Below are 17,957 nucleotides of genomic sequence, written 5' to 3'. Positions count from 1 at the left end.
ATGAAGCCACGCCATGCCCCGCGCCTTGCCCGTCTGCTTGGCCTTGCTTCGCTGGCGCTCGCCGCGGCGGCGCCGCTGCCAGCCAGCGCCCAGGCGAAGCCGAAGGGCAGCCTGTCCGACGACAGGGTGAAGATCGGGCTGATCCTCGACATGACCGGGCTCTATGCCGACGTGACGGGCCGCGGCAGCGCGACCGCCGCGCAGATGGCGATCGACGATTTCGGCGGCACGGTGCTCGGGCGCAAGATCGAGCTGGTGGTGGCCGATCACCAGAACAAGGCGGATATCGCCGCCAACAAGGCGCGCGAGTGGTTCGACACGGAGCAGGTGGACGCCATCCTCGATGTCGCTGCCTCCGCACCGGCGCTGGCAGTGCTGGAAGTGGCCAAGCAGAAAAACCGCATCGTGGTGTACTCCGGCCCCGGCAGCGAGCGTCTGACCAACGACCTGTGCACGCCGCTGACGGTGCACTACGCCTATGACACCTACGCTCTGGCCAACACCACCGCGCGCGCGATGGTGCAGCGTGGCGGCAAGACCTGGTATTTCCTGACCGCCGACTATGCCTTCGGTCATACCTTGCAGGAGTCTGCGACCGCGGTGGTCACCGAGGCGGGCGGCAAGGTGCTCGGCGCGGCGCGGCATCCGATCGGGGCCAGCGATTTCGCCTCCTACCTGCTGCAGGCGCAAGCCAGCAAGGCCGAGGTGATCGCCCTTGCCAATGCCGGTGGCGATTCCGTCAGTGCCATCAAGGCCGCCCACGAATTCGGACTGACCAACGGCAACAAGCAGAAGCTGGCCGGCCTGCTGCTCTATATCAACGACATCCATGCCATCGGACTGAAGACGGCCGCGGGCCTGGTGCTGACCGAGGCGTTCTACTGGGACATGAACGATGCCACGCGCAAGTGGTCGCGCCGCTATTTCGACAAGCTCAAGAAGATGCCGAACATGAGCCAGGCCGGTGTCTATTCGTCGGTAATGCACTACCTGAAGGCGGTGCAGGCCGCGGGCACCGACGAGACCGCCGCCGTGATGAAACAGATGAAGTCGACGCCGATCAACGACTTCTTCGCCGCCAACGGCCGCATCCGCGAGGATGGGCGGATGGTGCACGACATGTATCTGTTCGAGGTAAAGCGGCCGGAGGAATCGAAGTACCCGTGGGATTACTACAAGGTGCTGGCCACGGTACCGGGCGACCAGGCGTTCATGCCCCCGTCCAGGTCGAAGTGTCCGCTGCTCAAGCGTTGAGCCAGCCAGCAACGGGATCGGCATGCAGTTCACCCATGGGCCCACTGCGTTCGTGCGCGGCACGGGCAATACCTCCTTCGGCCGCCTGTCGGGCAGCACGCCGCTGACCCTGATGGCGCGCGCCGCGGACGCGGCCCTGGCGGACGCCGAACTGTCGCGCAGCGAGATCGACGGCGTGCTGTGCGGCTACGCCACCACGATGCCACACCTGATGCTGGCGGACCGCTTCTGCGAGTTCGCGAGCCTGACCCCTGCCTACGCACACGGCATGGCAGCGGGTGGTGCGACCGGCGGCGCGATGGCGATGCTCGCGCGCGAGCTGGTACGCGCGGGCCGGTGCCGCCATGTGCTGGTCGTGGCCGGCGAGAACCGGCTGAGCGGACAGAGCCGCGATCAATCGGTGCAGACGCTGGCCCAGGTGGGCGAGCCGCAGATCGAAGTGCCCAACGGCGCGTCGGTGCCCGCCTATTACGCACTGCTGGCGTCGCGCTACCTGATGGAAACCGGCCTTCCCCGCGATGCGCTGGCGGACTTCGCGGTACTGATGCGCGAGCATGCCGCCAGCCATCCGGACGCCCACCTGCGCGAGTCGATGAGCCGCGCCGCAACGCGTGCCGCCAAGCCGGTCGCCGCGCCATTGCTGCTGTCCGACTGCTGCCCGATCTCGGACGGCGCCGTGGCCGTGGTGGTGTCCGCGCAGCCGGGTCGGGGCCGGCCAGTGCGTATCGCCGGTGCCGGTCAGGCGCATCGTCACCAGCACCTGTGCGCGATCGACAGCGTGATGCACACCGGCGCCGCCGATGCTGCCCAGCGAGCGCTGGGCGAAGCCGGGTTCGGCGTCGAGCAGATCGACTACCTGGCGATCTACGACTCGTTCACCATCACGCTGCTGATGCTGCTGGAAGAGATCGGCATTGCGCCTCGCGGTGGCGCGCACGGGCGGCTGCTCGCTGGCGACTTCGGGGCCAATGGCCAGTTGCCACTGAACACGCATGGCGGGCTGCTGGCGTTCGGGCATTCGGGTGTGGCGGGAGGGCTGATGCACCTGGCGGAGGCCGCTCGCCAGCTGGCGGGCCGCGCAGGACCGCGGCAGATCTCGCCACGCCGGCGGGCGCTGTTCCACGCCGACGGCGGCGTACTGTCTTCCCACGTGAGCCTGGTGCTGGAGGCGGCCTCATGACGACCGATCCCGTCGCAGTGTGCGCGCTGCACCCCTATGCGGAAGGACTGTCAGGGGGACGGGTCCGCTTTCAGGCGTGCCTGGACTGCGGCAGCGCGCAATCGCTGGAGCGCCACGCATGCCAGCGCTGCGGCAGTGTTCGTCTCGACTGGCGGGACGCGGCCGGCACGGCGACGGTCTACGCGGTCTCGGAGGTCGCGCGGGCGCCCGACGACAGCTTCCGCGCGCTGGTGCCCTACACCCTGGTGATTGCCACGCTGGACGAAGGACCGCGGGTGATGGGACATGCCGAGCCAGGCGTGGCGATCGGCGACCGCGTTCGCGCCGGGTTCTTCCGGCACGGCGAGCGGACGCTGCTGCGATTCCAGCGCGAATAGCCGCGCACACCCAACGCCAACGCGCAACGACGCGCCCCCCCCTTTCGACTGTCCGACCGGAGACACCCATGCAACCGAACATCCAGCCTCGGCGGGCCGCGCTCGCCCCCGTGCCGTCCCCGCCGTCGTGGTGGCCTGGATCGTTGCAGGCAATGCTGGCCATGGTGGTGCTGGCGACGCTGTGCGCGCTGTTGCCGCGGCATGCGTTCGCCCAGGCCTGGCCCGCCCGGCCGATCCGGATGGTGGTGCCCTACCCGCCCGGCGGCCCCACGGACATCGTCGCGCGGGTCGTCGGGCAGAAGCTCGGCGAGCGGCTGGGGCAGACCGTGGTGGTGGAAAATCGGCCCGGCGCGGGCGGCAATATCGGTGCGGAAGCGGTGGCCACCGCGGCGCCCGATGGCTACACCATGCTGGTTGCCACGACGGCGCACGCGATCAACATGACGCTCTTCCGCAAGCCGGGCTACGACACGCGCCGCGACTTCGCTCCGGTCAGCCTGCTGACGCGCGGCCCGCTGGTGCTGGTCACCGCCCCGACCACGCCGGCAAAAAACGTTGGCGAGCTGATCGCCCTGGCGAAAGCCAAGCCGGGCGCGGTGACCTTCGCCAGTTCAGGCAACGGTCAGTCCACGCACCTGTCGGCGGAACTGTTCAACACCATGGCCGGCATCCGGATGACCCACGTACCGTACAAGGGCAGCGCGCCGGCCCTGACCGATGTGATCGGGGGCCAGGCCACGGTCATGTTCGACACCATGCTGTCGGCCATGCCGTTCGTGCGCGACGGCAAGCTGCGGGCGCTGGCCGTGACGGGAGCAAGCCGCTCCCCGGCCGCACCGGAGCTTCCGACCATCGCGGAATCGGGCCTGCCCGGCTACGAGGCCACCGCCTGGAACGCGTTGCTGCTGCCCGCCGGCACCCCCGCGCCGGTGGTGGAGCGCATCAGCCAGGCCTTGCGCGGCGTGCTGGACGAAGCCGACGTCCGCTCGCGCTTCGCGGCGCAAGGCTTCGGCGCGGAATGGACCGCGCCGGACGCGACCGGCCGCTTCCTGGCAACCGAGATCGACAAATGGGCCGGCGTCGTGAAGGCCTCCGGCGCCACCATCGACTGACCCTACCTTTTCTTTCGCGCATCAGGACAGCCGCCATGCCATCCGCTCCTTCCGGGAACCTGAACGCCCTGCTGACGCCACGCTCGATTGCCGTGATCGGTGCGTCGGACCATATCCACAAGATCGGCGGCCGGCCGATCTACTACATGCGGCAGCACGGTTATCGCGGCACCCTATATCCGGTCAATCCGCAGCGCGACACCATCCAGGGGCTGCGCAGCTTCCCGTCGCTGGACGCGCTGCCGGAAGCGCCCGAACTGGCGATTGTCGTCGTTTCCGGCGAGGCCGCGGTGCAGGCCGTGCGCGATTGCGCCGGGCTCGGCGTGGCGGCGGCCATCGTGATCGCCTCTGGCTTTGGCGAAGCCGGCGAGGAAGGCAAGCGTCAGCAACAGCAGATGGTCGACCTCGCCCGCGCTGCAGGAATGCGGCTGGTCGGTCCCAACAGCCAGGGGCTGGCCAACTTCGGCAGCGGTGCAATCGCCAGCTTTTCGACCATGTTCATCGAGGTGCCGCCGCAGGACGGCCCGATCGCCGTGATCAGCCAGAGCGGCGGCATGGGCGCCATGGTCTATGGGCTGCTGAGGCAGCAAGGGCTGGGTGTGCGCCACATGCACGCGACCGGCAACCAGGCGGATGTCACCGTCAGCGATCTGGCCCTGGCGGTCGCGCACGATGATGACGTCCGGCTGATGCTGCTGTATCTGGAAACCTTGTCCGATCCGGCGACGCTGGCCCAGGCGGCCGCGGTGGCACGCGAACGCGGCGTCCCGGTAGTTGCGGTCAAGGCCGGGCGCACCAGTGCCGGGCAACGGGCTGCCGCATCGCACACCGGCGCCCTGGCCAACGAAGACCGCGCGGTCGATGCCTTCCTCGCGCATCACGGCATCTGGCGCGTGGACGATGGCCACGCGCTGGCACGCTGCGCCCCGCTGTATCTGCGCGAATGGCAGGCGAAGGGGCGCGGCCTGGTGGTGGTGAGCAACTCCGGTGCGAGCTGCGTGGTGGCCGCCGATGCCGCTGAAACCTCGGGGCTGGAGATGGCCCCGCTGTCGACCGACACGCAAGCGGCACTGGCCGGCCGTCTGCCGAGCTTCGCTGCGACGGCCAATCCGGTCGATGTCACCGCCGCACTGCTGACCAACAGCGGGCTGTTCGGCGACGTGCTGCCGATGATCGCGCGCGATGCCGCCGCCGACATGGTGCTGCTCGATATTCCGGTCGCTGGCATGGGGTACGACATCGAGCGCTTCGCCACCGACGCAGCCGCTTTTGCGGACAGCAGTGGCAAGCCGATCGCCGTCGCGGCGTGGCAGCCGGGCGTGGCCGAGCCCTTCCGTCGGCGAGGCGTCCCGGTCTTCGCCAACGCCAGCGAAGCGCTGCCGGCCCTGAGTCAATGGCGGCAGCATCGGTTGCGGCTGGTGCAGCTGGCGGCCCGTCCACCGGCCCTTCCCGGTCCCGCCCGCGCGGAAACGCCTGCCGGCACGGCGACGCTCAGCGAAGCCGCGAGCCTGGCGCAGCTCGCCGCAGCGGGGGTGCCGGTGGTGCCGCATCGCCTGTGCCGCAGCGCGGAGGAGGCCGTAGCGGCATGGCGCGGCTTCGGCGGACCCGTGGCGGTCAAGGCGTGCGCGGCCGCCGTGCCGCACAAGAGCGAACACGGCCTGGTCGCGCTGGGCTGCAACGATGAAGCGACGGTAACGGCGGCATTCGAGCAGCAGATGGCGACCTTGCGCAGCATGGGCGTGCAGGCCGAAGGGGTGATCGTCGCGGCGCTGGTGCGCGGCCAGCGCGAATGCATGATTGGCGCGCGCTGGGACCCGGTGTTCGGCGCCATGCTGGTGGTCGGCGATGGCGGCAAGTATGTGGAGGTGGTGCGGGACACCGCGGTCCTGCTCGCGACCTGCACCGAGGACGAAGTCGAGCGGGCGCTGCGCGGCCTGCGGATCGCACCTGTGCTCGCCAGTGTGCGAGGCGAGGCGGCAGTGGACCTGGCCGCCTTGTGCCGCACCGCCGTGGCGGTCGGCCGATTGGTGCATGAGGCGGGCGGGACCGTTCGCTCGGTGGACCTGAACCCGGTAATGGCGAACCCCGACGGCGTGATGGTGGTGGATGCGTCGATGGAGGTGGCCCGCTAGGACCGCCGTCCCGCCAGCATCAGGGTGACCACGGCGACCACCACGCACGCGATGCCGGCGAGCTGCAGCGCGGTTACCGGCTCGCCCAGCAGCAGGAACGCCATCGCCACGGCGGACACGGGCGCCAGCGCGGTAAACAACGATGCCTCGGTACCGCTGGTGCGCGCAGCGCCGGCGTACCACAGCAGGAAACCGGCGACGGTCGGCAGCAGGGCGTAGTACAGCACCGCAACCAGCGCTTCTCCACGCGTGGCACTTGCCGCGCCCGCCGTCGTTGTCATCGACCACGGCGCCTCGAACAGCGCGAAACCCAGGGAAGCAGCCAGCCCGATCGCTGTCATCAAGGTAGACAGGGCAAGCGGCTGCAGTGGCTCCCGCAGCCGCTTGTTCAACAGAATGAACAGGCTCTCGCAAACCACCGCGCCGAGCACAAGGGCGTTGCCCGCCCAGGCGGCCTGCGCGCTATCCGCGCTATCGGCGTTTCCTCCGCCCCCGCCGCCCTCGCCCGGCACGGCCACCGTCAGCACGCCGGCCGTGGCCAGCGCGATGGCGAGCAGGACCGCACGACCGGGCCGCTCCTTCAGCACCACCATGGAAACCAGGGCCGACACCACTGGCAGGGTGCCGATGATGACCCCGGCGTCCGCGGCCGAGGTCAGCCGCAATCCCGAGATCAGCAGCGTGGTATAGCCAACGCTGCCCGCTACGGCCTGCAGCCCGAGCAGAGGCCAGTCAGCGCGCGCGATGATGGGCCACGCCGTGCCGGTCAGCCACATCAGCAAGGCGAAGGCCGGCAGGGCCACGGCAAAGCGAAGGGCCGTCGCGGTAAACGGCGGCAGCCCGGTGGCAATGACCTTGCTTGCAATGACGGTGCTGCCGACCAGCATCATCGCCAGTGTCAGATACAGATAGCCTTGACTCTTGCTGGACATGGTGCGCTGCCTCCCGACGATTGGACGGTCGCAGCGTAGCCCGGCGGTGTCGAGGGCGTCTTGAACGAAATTGCAGCGGGCCGCGGCCCGCCGGTGGATCGCGAAGCAAAACCGCGTCAGCGCCGATCAAGTCCACCGACGGCAGCGGCGTATGCCCGAGGGGACAGGCCGTACTTGCGCACGAAAACGCGCGTCATGTGGCTCTGGTCGGCGAAGCCGCTTTCGGCTGCGGCATCCACCAAAGCCAGACCGGAAGCCATCAGCCGGCGCGCCAGATCGATGCGGCGTTGCACAAGGTAAGCATGCGGCGTCATGCCGGTGGCCCGGGTAAAGGCGCGCAGCACCTGGAACCGGCTCAGGCCACTGGCCGCTGCCAGATCGTCCAGCGCGACAGGAGCGGCAGGATCGTCGTCAATGCGTGCGAGCGCGTGAACGATGGACGACGGCGTCTGGGCGACGCGAGGACGGTCACCTTGGTGGAGGCTCGGTTCGTCCATGGCGCGGGCGATCACCATCAGCAGCAGACTCTCGCGGTGCAAGGCCGCGTCGGTCGGCGCGTTCCGGCTGCCGCAGGTGATTGCATCGAACAACTGCACCAGGGTCGCCGCCGTGGCGCCATCGCGCAGTACCGGCAGGGTGAACTCGCCCGCTGCGCGCCCGCTTTCGTCGATTTCCTGGCAGACGGGCGCCAGCACACCCGGATCGAAATACAGAATGCGCCAGGCGCGGCCGCGATCGTCAAGCGGCACCCCGTCATGCACTTCGCCCGGATTGACCGTGATGATGTCTCCCGCTACCGCTTCGACCTCCCCTCGTCCACTGGCCGAGCGCTGTGCACCGCGCTCGAGCACGCCGATGCCGAACTGCTCGTGCGTATGCCGTGCAAAGCGATGGCGCGAGCTGGCCCGCACGGCAAGCACGCCGCGCATGGCGCTGGGAAGGACCTGGAATTCACCGGCTGGCATGGCGAAGATGGGCAGGACACTCACGTGACGGCGATGATGGAAAGATAACGTAAACTCAAACCCCTCTCCTTCAGGCTGGCATGGTGCCGGCCGTTTCTCTCGCCGAACATCCGCTGCCGCGGGCAGCGACAGATCCGATGGCAAGACAACGATGGACACGACAGGGCCACTCCATATCCGCAGCGCCTCCCCCGCAGTGAGGCAAGGCGACGCAGATTCCCTGCCCTCGCTCGCGGGGTGCGATTTTTCCTTTCAGGTTGCGGCGGAGCTGGTAGAACCGTTCGACATGGACACCACTGTGCCGGTTGAACCGCCCTATCAAAAGCGCTATCCCTTCCATCCCGGCGAACTCGCCGAGTACCTGGAGCGGCCTGATCGCCAGCTGTGGACAGCAGAGGTTGCAGGCGCTGCGATTGGCTACCTTGCAGTCGCCCATGACTGGAACCGCTATGCCGTCGTCGACGACCTCGCTGTGGACGCCGCCTACCGCGGCGCAGGCGCGGCCCGGCTGCTGATGGACGCGGCCGTTGCATGGGCAAAAGACGCATCGCTTGCAGGGGTGCGGCTCGAAACCCAATCGAACAATATCGCTGCGTGCCGCTTCTACCGCCGGTACGGCTTTCGCCTTGGCGGATACGACCGATATCTGTACCGGGGACTGGAACCGGGAACCCGGGAAGTCGCCCTCTTCTGGTATCTGCCATTCGAGGAACGCGCAGCCGCCGCCCCCGTCTGATGGACTCGCAGCGCGGACGCGCGGCAGCGGCTGCGCGTCTCCCGCCAGTGCCGGCCGCTAGGCCCCTGCCCTGCCCCGCCGCATATCCCGCGCCATCTGCCGCGCATACGCGCGGAAATCCACTTCCAGCGTATAGCGCGCGGAGCCGACATACCGGCGTGCGACCTCGGCCCGATGGGCGTCGATCTCTCTTGCCATGTCGTGCGCTTCGGGCAGCCGCATCTGCCCCGACAACGCGGCGGCGATCCATTTGGACTGAATCTCGACCAGGGGAATCGTTGGGCCGATCGGCTGCACCAGGCCAAGCAGGAACAGACCCGGCCGGCCAGGGGCGACGATGCGGCGATACAGTTCGGCCTTGCCGTCTTCGACCTGGAACACGCCGGGGTCGAGAAACGGGAAGGTGGTCTTGTAACCGGTCGCGTAGATGATGGCATCTACCGCTTCGCGGCTGCCATCGGCGAATCGCACAGACGAGCCATCGAGCCGGTCGATGTTCGGCTTCATGCGGATCCAGCCGTGCCCGCAATAGGGGACCAGTTCCTGACTGAGCGTGGCGTGCTCGCGCCAGATCGGATGTGCGGGCCGCGGGATGCCGACGCGAGCCTGGTCCCCAATGGCAAGCCATGCCAGCCAGCGAATCAGCGTTCGGGTCGCGCGCGTCGGCAGCTTGAGTCGGCGGGAGAAGAATGCGGACCACCGGTCGGTCGGATACCCCATGATGTACTTGGGGATGACCCAGGCGCTACGCCGGGTGGACAGGAAGGTCCGCTTCGCCGATTTGCAGACATCCACGGCGATATCCACGGCGGAATTGCCGATGCCAACGACCACAACAGTCTTGTCCCGATACGGATCGGCGGTGCGGTAGTCGTGCGAATGGATCTGCTCGCCGCTGAACTCGCCCTCGAAGCTGGGCCAGCGCGGGTCCCACAGGTGGCCGTTGGCGACGATCACCGCGCGATAGCGCTGACTGGCGCCGTCTTCCAGCGTCACGCGCCAGCTGCCATCGTTCAGCGGGTCGATCCTCTTCACGGGCCGGCGGAACTGGATATGCGGCTTGACGGCGAAGCGGTCGGCATACGCGTCGAGGTACTCCATCACCTCGAAATGGGACAGGAAATCGGGGTAGTGCGCTGGAATCGGAAAATCTGAGTAGCCGAGATTGATCCGGCTGGTGTCGATATGCAGGCTGCGGTAGGCGGACGACATGCCGTTGTCGTTCTGGTAGCGCCACATGCCGCCGATCGCAGAGCCCGTCTCGTAGCAATCGAAGGCGACGCCCTGCTCCTTCAGCGCCTTGGCCGCCGCCACGCCGGAAGAGCCTGCGCCCACGATGCAAACCGGCAGCGCCTCACGCGGGGCATGGGCATCGTATCCGGCCCCGCCGGCAGCGGCGGAGGGTATTTCGGCTGTGTCGCCGTTACCGGTTCGCGCGGCGCCCGCGAAGAGGTCGGTCATGGCCCCTCCTGGCTGTTTCGATAGTTGGCGACGATCTGGTCGAAGCTCGCGTCGGCGCGCAGGCCCAGCCGTTCCGCCGCCGGAGAAATCAGCGCGCGGGGCCAGCTCTGGACGATGCGCTGCAGGCCGGCATCGGGTTCGAAATGGATGCGCGCCGCGGCCTGCGCGCCGCCGGCGCGAGCCACGGCCGCCACCATCTCGCCCACGGTGGCTGTCAGCGACGGCAGGTTCAGCACGCGGCCGTGAGGCAATCGGTCAGGCGCAACGTCGTGCAGGGCAATCAGCGCGCGGGCGACGGCCTGCACCGAGGCCACTGCAATCGGCGTATCCGTCGCGAGGCCGCAGGTCACATCGCGGCCCGCGAGCGGCTCCCGCACGATGGCGGCGATACGGTCCGACACCGACGGCGTGGCCGAGCCGGAGCGCACCAGCACCACCGGTAGCCGCAGCGCGCGGGCGTCCACGGTGCCGCGCCGACTGGCATCGGCGAGAAGACGCTCGGCGACGGCCTTGTGCGTGCCGTACACCGTATCGGGTGCCGGCGGGACGCTCTCGTCCACCGAGGGCGGCAGCACGCCGCCGAACACCGCGACCGAGCTGGCGAACACGAGCCGGATCGGCTCGCGCGACGTACTCCGTATCAACGCACGAAGCGCCTCCACATTGACCGCATAGGCGCGCGGCTCGTCCGTTTCCGCATCCAGCGTCAGGCTGGCGGCGAGATGGAAGACCGTATCGGGCCGGTATGCCGCCAGCCGCTCGATGAAGGCCGGGTCGGCGAAATCGCCCTGCTCCGCGCGGATCTGAAATGGCGCCGACGCTGGCACCGCTGGTTGGGCGCGGTCAGCAAGCACCACCTCCTCGACAGGCACCCTCTCGCCGCTTCTGCCGACCAGGCGGGGCTGCGAGGCGAGCGCCCTGAGCAAGGCCGCCCCGATGAACCCCGCTGCACCGGTTATCAACACGCGCATCGCTTGTCTCCCATGCCCGCCGGTCGGACCCGGCGGTTGTGTCAGAGAGGACTGCTGCCCCTTCTTCTGGAACATACTACTCGGTAGGTTTTAGCAACGCAACCACCGCATTCCGGTCTTTACGGGGGGACACCTGACGTCGATCGTGTACGATAGGCCGCCTGCCATCGCTCCCGCTCGTCCCCCCGCCGAACCTGAATGACTCCAAGCAAGCAAGAGATCCTGGAACAAGCCGCCGCCTGTTTCATGGAGCAGGGATTCCACGCCACCAGCATCGACGATGTCGCCCGCCGGCTCGGCGCGACCAAGGGCCGCATTTACCACCACTACGCGTCCAAGATCGACCTGTTCTTCGACGTGCATCGGGAGGGCATGCGCCGCCTGTTCGAGGCAGTCGAACCGGCGCGGGAAGCAGGCGGGGATGCCATGACGGTGCTGGCGGCGATGCTGCGCGCGCATGCGATGGCGGTACTGACGCACCACACCTTCGAAAGCGTGGTGGCGCAAGGCGTCCAGATGCATCGATTCGGCGCCACCACGCCGGCACAGCGGCAGACGCTCGACGAGCTGATCGCCAGCCGCGACCGCTTCGAGCAGCTCTTCAAGGATCAGGCGCAGGCGGCAAGGGACGACGGTTCGCTGGCCCCAGACCTGGACGTATCGGTTGCGGTCAAGACCCTGCTCGGCGGCATCCAGTGGTCGCTGATCTGGTACCGGCCGGAGGCGGACCGGGACGCGGCAAGCAAGGACCGCCTCGCCGATGCCATGGTTCGAACGCTGGTGGACGGGGTGCGGCGGCGACGCGAAGCGGGCCAGGTCAAACCGGGTCTACCGCGCCGCAGCGGTACCTGACGCAGGAGCGGGGCGCCCGCCCGTCTGCCTGCAGGCCAATGTTCGGGGTGAACGAAGCCGCTGGCGGTTAATTGCGTTTCCAGCGCATGGTCTATTCCCTGCCGTCATCGGCAAGGACGCCCTTGGCGACGGTATTGCGCTGGATCTCGCTGGTGCCCGTGACGATGCGGTACATCCGCAGCCGGCGAAAGACGAACTCCACCGGGTGGTTGCGGGTAACGCCAACGTTGCCGTGGATCTGCACTGCCTTGTCCGCGATCTCGAAGCAACGCTCGGATACGAACAGCTTGCACATCGAGGCTTCGGTACGGATGTCCTCGCCCGCATCGGTGCGTGTGGCAGTAGCCAGCACCATCTGTTCGCAGGCGTAGAGCGCGGTCGCCATGTCGGCGATCATGTGCTGGATCGCCTGGAAGCGGCTGATCGGGCCGCCGAACTGGCGTCGCGTATTGGCATAGGCGATGGTGTGCCGCAGCGCCTGGCGGGCCAGGCCGATCATGGTCGGGCAATGCAGCAGCCGGTTGACGTTGATGCGATTCATGGCGATCCGGAAGCCGTCTCCTTCCCTGCCGATCAGGTTGGCCGCGGGCACGCGGACCTCGTGCATCAAAATGTCCGCATCGACGAACTGGCCGCTCCGAACTGACGCAGAAGGCCTTCGATGCACAGGGCTGGCTGCGCACCGGCGATCTGGCACGCGTGGACGACCAGGGCTACATCTACATCGTGGACCGCAGCAAGGACATGGTGATTTCCGGCGGGTTCAATATCTACCCCACCGAAGTCGAGCAGGCGCTGTACAGCCATCCGGCGGTCTACGAGGCATGCGTCGTCGGCGTTCCCGACGAGACCTGCGGCGAAGCGGTGAAAGCCGTGGTGGTGCTGCGTCCCGGCATGCAGGCCAGCGAAGGCGAATTGATCCAGCACTGCCGCGCGCTGCTCGCCGACTTCAAGAAGCCCAGGTCGGTCGATTTCGTCGCCGAACTGCCGCGCAATCCGAATGGCAAGATTTCGCGCAAGGAAGTGCGCGAGCCGTTCTGGGCGGGGCGCGACCGCCGGGTGGGCTGAAGCACCGGCCCCGCTGGCGCATTCAGCCCCGGGGAATCCTCATCCTGATCGATGGCTCTGGCGCCGAATCTGCTCCAGGGCAACAGCTGCCGGCGTTGCGCAGTGGGATTCGAGGGCCAGTCAAGCCCGGTGCGGGACCCGTCCGCCTGCCTTTGGGGCGGTCACCAGCCGTGATACGGTGCCTGCGTACCGCGTTGGCGGTGCGCAGCGAACCGCTCCAGCAGGAAGTCCACCAGCGCCCGCGTCTTGGCCGACAGGTGGCTGCGCGTGGGAAAGACCAGATAGATGGCGGCATTGGGAAGCGACCATTCCGGCAGCACCACGCGCAGTTCGCCACTGCGCAGCAGCGGCGCGACGTCCCATTCGGATCGCAGCAGGATCCCCCTGCCTTCGCGCGCCCACGCCAGCGCCGATTCGCCATCGTTGGTGCTCAGCTGTCCCCGCACCTTCACGGTCTCGTGGCGCGCACCATTGCGCAGATGCCAGGTACCGAAGGTTTCATCGCTCTCGCGGATGAAGATGCAGTCGTGCCGGGTCAGGTCCTGCGGCGTGGCTGGCGTGCCGGCCGCCTTCAGGTAGCCGGGCGTCGCGCACAGCAGCCGGCGATTGTTGGCGAGCAGGCGCGCCGTGAGCCGGGCATCGGGCAGATCGCCGAAGCGGATCTGCAGGTCGAAGCCCTGCTCGACCAGATTGACCGGGCGGTCGCTGAGGTGCATCTGCACTTCGACGCGCGGGTAGGCCCGCGCAAAGGCCGCGAGCGCGGGTGCGACATGGCGCCGCCCGAAGCCGAGTGTCGCGCTGACCCGCAGCAGGCCGTGCGGCGTCGCGCTGCTGCCCGTCACGGTCTGCTCCAGCGCCTGCAGCTCCGCCAGCACCCGCGTGCCTTCCACCAGATAGGTTTCGCCTTCGGGCGTCAGGCTCAACCTGCGGGTGGTCCGCTGCAGCAGCCGCACGCCGAGCCGCCGCTCGAGCGCCGCCAGCCGCTTGCTGACCGCGGGCGGCGTAACGCCCAGTTCCTGCGCCGCCGCGGCGAGGCTGCCGTGTTTATTGAGCATGGCGAAAAACGCGATGTCCGAGAAGCCGTCCATTGATGAATTTCAGTTAATCAAGAATGTGCCAACCGGAAATTATGCGTGTTTTTATCAATGATAGGATGCCTCGCATAACCACACCACGATGGAGACGCCCATGACACCCCAATGGCTTGCCGCTACCTTCGTCCTGTCCTGTTGCGCGATTGGCGCGGCGCAGGCGCAAACGAAATACCCCGAACGCCCGATCAAGCTGGTGGTGCCGTACGCGCCGGGTGGCAGCGCCGATATCGCGGCGCGCCTGGTGGCCGACGAATGGGCCAAGGCCATGGGTGGCACCATCGTGATCGAGAACAAGGGCGGCGCGGGCGGCAATATCGGCGTGGACGCCGTTGCCAAGTCCGCCGCCGACGGCTACACGATCGGCCTGCAGACCGTGTCGCTGGCCATCAATCCGGCGCTGTTCGCCCGCATGCCGTATGACACGCAGAAGGACCTGGCGCCAATCGGCATGGTCGCCAGCTCGCAGCACGTGCTGGTGGTCAACAACAAGCTGCCCGCGCAGGACCTGAAGGGCCTGCTGGCGATGCTCAAGGCCGAGCCCGGCAAGTACACCTACGGCTCGGCGGGACCGGGCAGTACCTTCCATATGGCGGCGGAGCTGTTCAAGAGCGTAGCCAACGTTCCGATCGAACATATTCCCTACCGCGGCGGCGGCCCGGCCCTGGTCGACACCATCGCCGGGCAGGTCAACATGAGCTTCCCGGTGCTATCCGCCGCGCAGCAGCAGGTGCAGGCCGGCAAGCTGCGCGCGATCGGCGTGACCGGACCGAAACGCTCGGCGCTGATGCCCACTGTGCCCACCATCGCCGAGGCGGGGCTGCCCGACTACGCCTTCGAGACGTGGTTCATGGTGTTCGCGCCGGCGGGCACGCCGCAGCCGGTGATCGCCCGGCTGAATGCCGCGCTCAATACGGCGCTGAACGCCCCTGCGCTGAAGGAGCGCATGGTGCGAGAAGGCTTCGACCCGATGCCGACGACCCCGGAGGCCGCGCGCGAGCGGCTGGCCAGGGAAATGCCGGTGTGGGCAAAGCTGATCAAGGAGCGCGGCATTACCGCCGAATGATCCCCTGAGTCATCCCGCTTCGCTATCGACGTCCCTGGATGCCGGCGGTCGCATACCACTGCCGGCGCATCGAATCTCCTGGAATCCCGCATGACCCCGCGCACGCTATATCGCAAGCTCGTCGATTCCCATACGGTCGCCCGGCTGGACGAGGACAACGTCCTGTTGTTCTGCGACCTGCATCTGATGAACGAGTACACCAGCCCGCAGGCCTTTGCCGGCCTGCATGAACAGGGCCGGCCGGTGCTGATGCCTGGGCAGAATGTCGCCGTGGTGAGCCACATCATCCCGACCCACCCTGGCGCGGTCCGGGTGATCGCCGATCCGGCCTCCGCGCTGCAGGCCACCAACCTGAAGGCCAACTGCGAGCGGCATGGCATCGCCCTGTTCGACACCAATGACCGGCTCCAGGGCATCGAGCATGTGGTCGCGCCCGAGCACGGCATGATCCGCCCCGGCATGGTGGTGATCTGCGGCGACAGCCACACCACCACCTACGGCGCGCTTGGCGCACTGGGCTTTGGCATCGGTACGTCCGAGGTCGAACACGTGTTGGCGACGCAGACCCTGGTCTACCGCATGGCCCGCGACATGCGCATCCGCATCGACGGCGTGCTGCCGGTTGGCACCACCGCCAAGGATCTGGTGCTGATGATCATCGGCAGGATCGGCGCACAGGGCGCGCGCGGCTACGTGGTCGAATTCTGCGGTTCGGCGATCGAGGCGCTGAGCGTGGAAGCGCGCTTCACCGTCTGCAATATGGCGGTGGAGGCCGGGGCGCGCGGTGCGCTGGTCGCGCCGGACCGGCTCGCCATGGACTACGTGCTGAGCCGCGCGCCGGATATCGAAGGCGAGCTGCGCGAGCGCGCGCTGGCGCATTGGGCAACGCTGCACAGCGACGATGGTGCCGTCTTCGATATCGAGCACCGCTTCGATGCCTCCGAGGTGGTCCCTCATGTCACCTGGGGGACCAGTCCGGACCAGGTGGTGCCCGTCGATGGCGCCGTGCCCGCGCCCGAAACCCTCGCTGACGAACCGGCGCGGCGCAGCGCCGCCCAGGCACTGACCTACACCGGCCTTGCCGCGGGCAGCCGGCTGGACGGCACGCCCATCCAGCATGTGTTCATCGGTTCCTGCACCAATGGACGGATCGAGGATCTGCGCGCGGTGGCCGAGGTCGTGCGCGGCCGCCGCGTCGCGCCTGGTGTGCGGGCGATGGTGGTGCCCGGCTCCGGTGCCGTGAAGGCGCAGGCGGAAGCCGAAGGCATCGCTGCCCTGCTGGCCGAGGCAGGCTTCGAATGGCGTCAGCCCGGGTGCTCGATGTGCCTGGCGATGAACGACGATGTGTTGGCCGCCGGCACGCGCTGCGCGTCCACTACCAACCGCAATTTCGAGGGCCGCCAGGGCCGTGGCGCCATCACCCACCTGATGAGCCCGGCGATGGCCGCTGCCGCCGCCGTCACCGGCAAGATCACCGACGTTCGCAAGCTGGAGCGCCATCATGTCTGAATCCCTGCGCATCGAGGGGCGCGCCGCCGCCCTTCGCATCGAGAACCTGGACACCGACCAGATCATGCCGAAGCAGTTTCTGCGCGGCATCGACAAGTCGGGACTGGCCCAGGGCCTGCTGTATGACCTGCGCTTCGATCCGCAAGGCAACCCTCGCCCGTCGTTCGTGCTGAACCAGCCCACCTTCGCCGATACGCGCATCCTGATCGGCGGCGCGAATTTCGGCTGCGGCTCCAGCCGGGAGCATGCGGTCTGGGGCCTGCTGCAATATGGCGTGCGGGCGGTGATCGCGCCAAGCTTCGGCGAGATCTTCTACTCGAACGCGATGAACAACCGCTTGCTGCTGGTGATGCTGCCACCCGAGCAGGTGGCCGCGATGATGGACGACGTCGAGCGGCACGGCGGCGGACCGGTGTCGATCGATCTGGAGGCGATGCGGGTGCGCAGCCCATCCGTCGAAGCCAGCTTTACCATCTCGCCCCGGCATCACGACATGTTCCGGCTTGGCGTGGACGTGATCGGGCTATCGCTGGAATACCGGCAGCAGATCGAGGTCTTTGCACGGCAGCGGTGCGAAGCGGAGCCCTGGTGCCGTGGGGTGGCGGCGTTGACGAGGGAAAGGCTGGGAAGGACTTGAGGGGGTGTGGGGATAGTCCGACGCTCGTTGCCCTCTCCCCCGGCCCCTCTCCCGCAAGCGGGCGAGGGGAGCAAACCAGCGGTGTTTCCAATGCTTTCGGTGTTCCCCCCTCTCCCACAAGCGGGCGAGGGGAGCAAACCAGCGGTGTTTCCATTGCTCCCGGTGTTCCCCTGTAGTGGTCCAATTTCCTCAGACAGGTCGATAGGTGGAAAATCACCATCGACGAGGAAATCAGATGACTAGAGCACGCAGGAAATTCGACCCCGACTTCAAGCTGGAAGTGGTCCGGATGGTTAAGGACCAGGGCCTCTCAGTGGCGCACGTGTGCCAGACCATGGGTATTGGAGAGACGGCGGTGCGACGCTGGCTGACTCAATACGAAGTGGAGCTGGCCGGCGGCAAGGGCGTGGGCAGGCCGCTCACGCCGGAGCAGGTGCGCATTCGCCAGCTGGAGGAGGAGAACCGGCGGCTCAAGGAGGACAACCTGATCCTAAAAAAGGCCTCGGCCTTCTTCGCCCGCGAACTGAAGTGATCTATCACGCAGTCAGCGCGTTGCAGAAGAAGGCCGTATCGATCAGCCGCGCCTGCCGGGTATTGGGCGTGAGCCGTGCCGG

Annotated in this window: 16 protein-coding genes and 2 pseudogenes; 12 read left to right on the top strand and 6 right to left on the bottom strand. The window is 67.8% G+C overall.

Translation table 11 applies throughout. The annotated features are described in order from the left end of the window. The 5 genes from K6V06_RS08450 to K6V06_RS08430 all read left to right on the top strand — a co-directional run bounded on the left by K6V06_RS08450 (position 1) and on the right by K6V06_RS08430 (position 6,055). Complete coding sequence (locus K6V06_RS08450; protein WP_222242115.1) at positions 1 to 1,254, top strand: ABC transporter substrate-binding protein; 1,254 nt, start codon at positions 1 to 3, stop codon at positions 1,252 to 1,254. A 22-nt stretch (positions 1,255 to 1,276) separates the two neighbouring features. Beyond that, positions 1,277 to 2,434, top strand: a complete 1,158-nt coding sequence (locus K6V06_RS08445) for a thiolase family protein (RefSeq protein WP_222242113.1) — start codon at positions 1,277 to 1,279, stop codon at positions 2,432 to 2,434. Beyond that, a complete protein-coding gene (locus K6V06_RS08440; RefSeq protein WP_222242111.1) occupies positions 2,431 to 2,811 on the top strand; it encodes a Zn-ribbon domain-containing OB-fold protein in 381 nt (126 codons plus the stop codon). The genes K6V06_RS08445 and K6V06_RS08440 overlap by 4 nt, the downstream gene beginning before the upstream one ends. Before the next feature lie 152 nt (positions 2,812 to 2,963). After that, the gene (locus K6V06_RS08435; RefSeq protein ID WP_370637428.1) at positions 2,964 to 3,923 is read left to right on the top strand and encodes a tripartite tricarboxylate transporter substrate binding protein; all 960 of its coding nucleotides are present in this window, start codon (positions 2,964 to 2,966) and stop codon (positions 3,921 to 3,923) included. Positions 3,924 to 3,958: 35 nt separating this feature from the next. Beyond that, the gene (locus K6V06_RS08430; RefSeq protein WP_222242107.1) at positions 3,959 to 6,055 is read left to right on the top strand and encodes an acetate--CoA ligase family protein; all 2,097 of its coding nucleotides are present in this window, start codon (positions 3,959 to 3,961) and stop codon (positions 6,053 to 6,055) included. Here K6V06_RS08430 and K6V06_RS08425 read toward each other — a convergent pair. Together K6V06_RS08425 and K6V06_RS08420 are read right to left on the bottom strand one after the other, a co-directional pair. Further along, the gene (locus K6V06_RS08425) at positions 6,052 to 6,987 is read right to left on the bottom strand and encodes a DMT family transporter (protein ID WP_222242105.1); all 936 of its coding nucleotides are present in this window, start codon (positions 6,985 to 6,987) and stop codon (positions 6,052 to 6,054) included. The two genes, K6V06_RS08430 and K6V06_RS08425, sit on opposite strands and share 4 nt — an antisense overlap. 116 nt (positions 6,988 to 7,103) lie before the next feature. Beyond that, positions 7,104 to 7,952 (bottom strand): AraC family transcriptional regulator, encoded by an 849-nt coding sequence (locus K6V06_RS08420; RefSeq protein WP_222242518.1) that lies wholly within the window; start codon positions 7,950 to 7,952, stop codon positions 7,104 to 7,106. Between the two features lie 151 nt (positions 7,953 to 8,103). Here K6V06_RS08420 and K6V06_RS08415 point away from each other — a divergent pair, with 151 nt between their 5' ends. Beyond that, on the top strand, positions 8,104 to 8,688 hold the full coding sequence (locus K6V06_RS08415) for a GNAT family N-acetyltransferase (protein ID WP_222242103.1): 585 nt from the start codon (positions 8,104 to 8,106) through the stop codon (positions 8,686 to 8,688). Positions 8,689 to 8,745: 57 nt separating this feature from the next. Here the strand turns inward: K6V06_RS08415 and K6V06_RS08410 are convergent, their stop codons facing one another. Together K6V06_RS08410 and K6V06_RS08405 are read right to left on the bottom strand one after the other, a co-directional pair. After that, on the bottom strand, positions 8,746 to 10,149 hold the full coding sequence (locus tag K6V06_RS08410; RefSeq protein WP_222242101.1) for an NAD(P)/FAD-dependent oxidoreductase: 1,404 nt from the start codon (positions 10,147 to 10,149) through the stop codon (positions 8,746 to 8,748). Next, positions 10,146 to 11,120: an NAD-dependent epimerase/dehydratase family protein gene (locus K6V06_RS08405; protein WP_222242091.1), complete on the bottom strand. Its 975-nt coding sequence runs from the start codon at positions 11,118 to 11,120 to the stop codon at positions 10,146 to 10,148. Before K6V06_RS08405 ends, K6V06_RS08410 begins: the two co-directional genes overlap by 4 nt. A gap of 198 nt (positions 11,121 to 11,318) precedes the next feature. Between K6V06_RS08405 and K6V06_RS08400 the strand changes: the two genes are divergently transcribed. Next, positions 11,319 to 11,972, top strand: a complete 654-nt coding sequence (locus K6V06_RS08400) for a TetR/AcrR family transcriptional regulator (RefSeq protein ID WP_222242088.1) — start codon at positions 11,319 to 11,321, stop codon at positions 11,970 to 11,972. A 91-nt stretch (positions 11,973 to 12,063) separates the two neighbouring features. Here K6V06_RS08400 and K6V06_RS08395 read toward each other — a convergent pair. Continuing rightward, positions 12,064 to 12,609, bottom strand: a pseudogene (locus tag K6V06_RS08395) (acyl-CoA dehydrogenase family protein); the annotation flags it as partial. Positions 12,610 to 12,611: 2 nt separating this feature from the next. Here K6V06_RS08395 and K6V06_RS08390 point away from each other — a divergent pair. Then, positions 12,612 to 13,040, top strand: a pseudogene (locus K6V06_RS08390) (class I adenylate-forming enzyme family protein); the annotation flags it as partial. 161 nt (positions 13,041 to 13,201) lie between these two features. On the opposite strand, the gene K6V06_RS08385 reads toward K6V06_RS08390, so the two are convergent. Further along, entirely contained in the window at positions 13,202 to 14,128 is a 927-nt protein-coding gene (locus tag K6V06_RS08385) for a LysR family transcriptional regulator (RefSeq protein WP_222242084.1), read from the bottom strand. Between the two features lie 100 nt (positions 14,129 to 14,228). Between K6V06_RS08385 and K6V06_RS08380 the strand changes: the two genes are divergently transcribed. The 4 genes from K6V06_RS08380 to K6V06_RS08365 all read left to right on the top strand — a co-directional run bounded on the left by K6V06_RS08380 (position 14,229) and on the right by K6V06_RS08365 (position 17,875). Beyond that, positions 14,229 to 15,197 carry a tripartite tricarboxylate transporter substrate binding protein gene (locus K6V06_RS08380; RefSeq protein ID WP_222242082.1) on the top strand — a complete coding sequence of 323 codons (969 nt, stop codon included), beginning with the start codon at positions 14,229 to 14,231 and terminating at the stop codon, positions 15,195 to 15,197. Between the two features lie 90 nt (positions 15,198 to 15,287). After that, positions 15,288 to 16,706 carry a 3-isopropylmalate dehydratase large subunit gene (gene leuC / locus K6V06_RS08375; RefSeq protein WP_222242080.1) on the top strand — a complete coding sequence of 473 codons (1,419 nt, stop codon included), beginning with the start codon at positions 15,288 to 15,290 and terminating at the stop codon, positions 16,704 to 16,706. Continuing rightward, complete coding sequence (gene leuD, locus K6V06_RS08370; protein ID WP_222242078.1) at positions 16,699 to 17,343, top strand: 3-isopropylmalate dehydratase small subunit; 645 nt, start codon at positions 16,699 to 16,701, stop codon at positions 17,341 to 17,343. Before leuC ends, leuD begins: the two co-directional genes overlap by 8 nt. A gap of 235 nt (positions 17,344 to 17,578) precedes the next feature. Next, positions 17,579 to 17,875, top strand: coding sequence for a transposase (locus tag K6V06_RS08365; protein ID WP_222242076.1), 297 nt, complete (start codon positions 17,579 to 17,581; stop codon positions 17,873 to 17,875). Positions 17,876 to 17,957: the final 82 nt, after the last annotated feature.

This window comes from Cupriavidus sp. AU9028 (genome assembly GCF_019795295.1).
Taxonomy (GTDB): Bacteria; Pseudomonadota; Gammaproteobacteria; order Burkholderiales; family Burkholderiaceae; genus Cupriavidus.
This window is presented reverse-complemented; position numbering and strand designations above follow the sequence as displayed.

Bases quoted from the DNA above. Each gene is read 5' to 3' on its own strand.
- K6V06_RS08450 (WP_222242115.1), top strand. From the start codon at position 1: ATGAAGCCACGCCATGCCCCGCGCCTTGCCCGTCTGCTTGGCCTTGCT.
- K6V06_RS08445 (WP_222242113.1), top strand. From the start codon at position 1,277: ATGCAGTTCACCCATGGGCCCACTGCGTTCGTGCGCGGCACGGGCAAT.
- K6V06_RS08440 (WP_222242111.1), top strand. From the start codon at position 2,431: ATGACGACCGATCCCGTCGCAGTGTGCGCGCTGCACCCCTATGCGGAA.
- K6V06_RS08435 (WP_370637428.1), top strand. From the start codon at position 2,964: ATGCTGGCCATGGTGGTGCTGGCGACGCTGTGCGCGCTGTTGCCGCGG.
- K6V06_RS08430 (WP_222242107.1), top strand. From the start codon at position 3,959: ATGCCATCCGCTCCTTCCGGGAACCTGAACGCCCTGCTGACGCCACGC.
- K6V06_RS08425 (WP_222242105.1), bottom strand. From the start codon at position 6,987: ATGTCCAGCAAGAGTCAAGGCTATCTGTATCTGACACTGGCGATGATG.
- K6V06_RS08420 (WP_222242518.1), bottom strand. From the start codon at position 7,952: ATGCCAGCCGGTGAATTCCAGGTCCTTCCCAGCGCCATGCGCGGCGTG.
- K6V06_RS08415 (WP_222242103.1), top strand. From the start codon at position 8,104: ATGGACACGACAGGGCCACTCCATATCCGCAGCGCCTCCCCCGCAGTG.
- K6V06_RS08410 (WP_222242101.1), bottom strand. From the start codon at position 10,149: ATGACCGACCTCTTCGCGGGCGCCGCGCGAACCGGTAACGGCGACACA.
- K6V06_RS08405 (WP_222242091.1), bottom strand. From the start codon at position 11,120: ATGCGCGTGTTGATAACCGGTGCAGCGGGGTTCATCGGGGCGGCCTTG.
- K6V06_RS08400 (WP_222242088.1), top strand. From the start codon at position 11,319: ATGACTCCAAGCAAGCAAGAGATCCTGGAACAAGCCGCCGCCTGTTTC.
- K6V06_RS08385 (WP_222242084.1), bottom strand. From the start codon at position 14,128: ATGGACGGCTTCTCGGACATCGCGTTTTTCGCCATGCTCAATAAACAC.
- K6V06_RS08380 (WP_222242082.1), top strand. From the start codon at position 14,229: ATGACACCCCAATGGCTTGCCGCTACCTTCGTCCTGTCCTGTTGCGCG.
- leuC (WP_222242080.1), top strand. From the start codon at position 15,288: ATGACCCCGCGCACGCTATATCGCAAGCTCGTCGATTCCCATACGGTC.
- leuD (WP_222242078.1), top strand. From the start codon at position 16,699: ATGTCTGAATCCCTGCGCATCGAGGGGCGCGCCGCCGCCCTTCGCATC.
- K6V06_RS08365 (WP_222242076.1), top strand. From the start codon at position 17,579: ATGACTAGAGCACGCAGGAAATTCGACCCCGACTTCAAGCTGGAAGTG.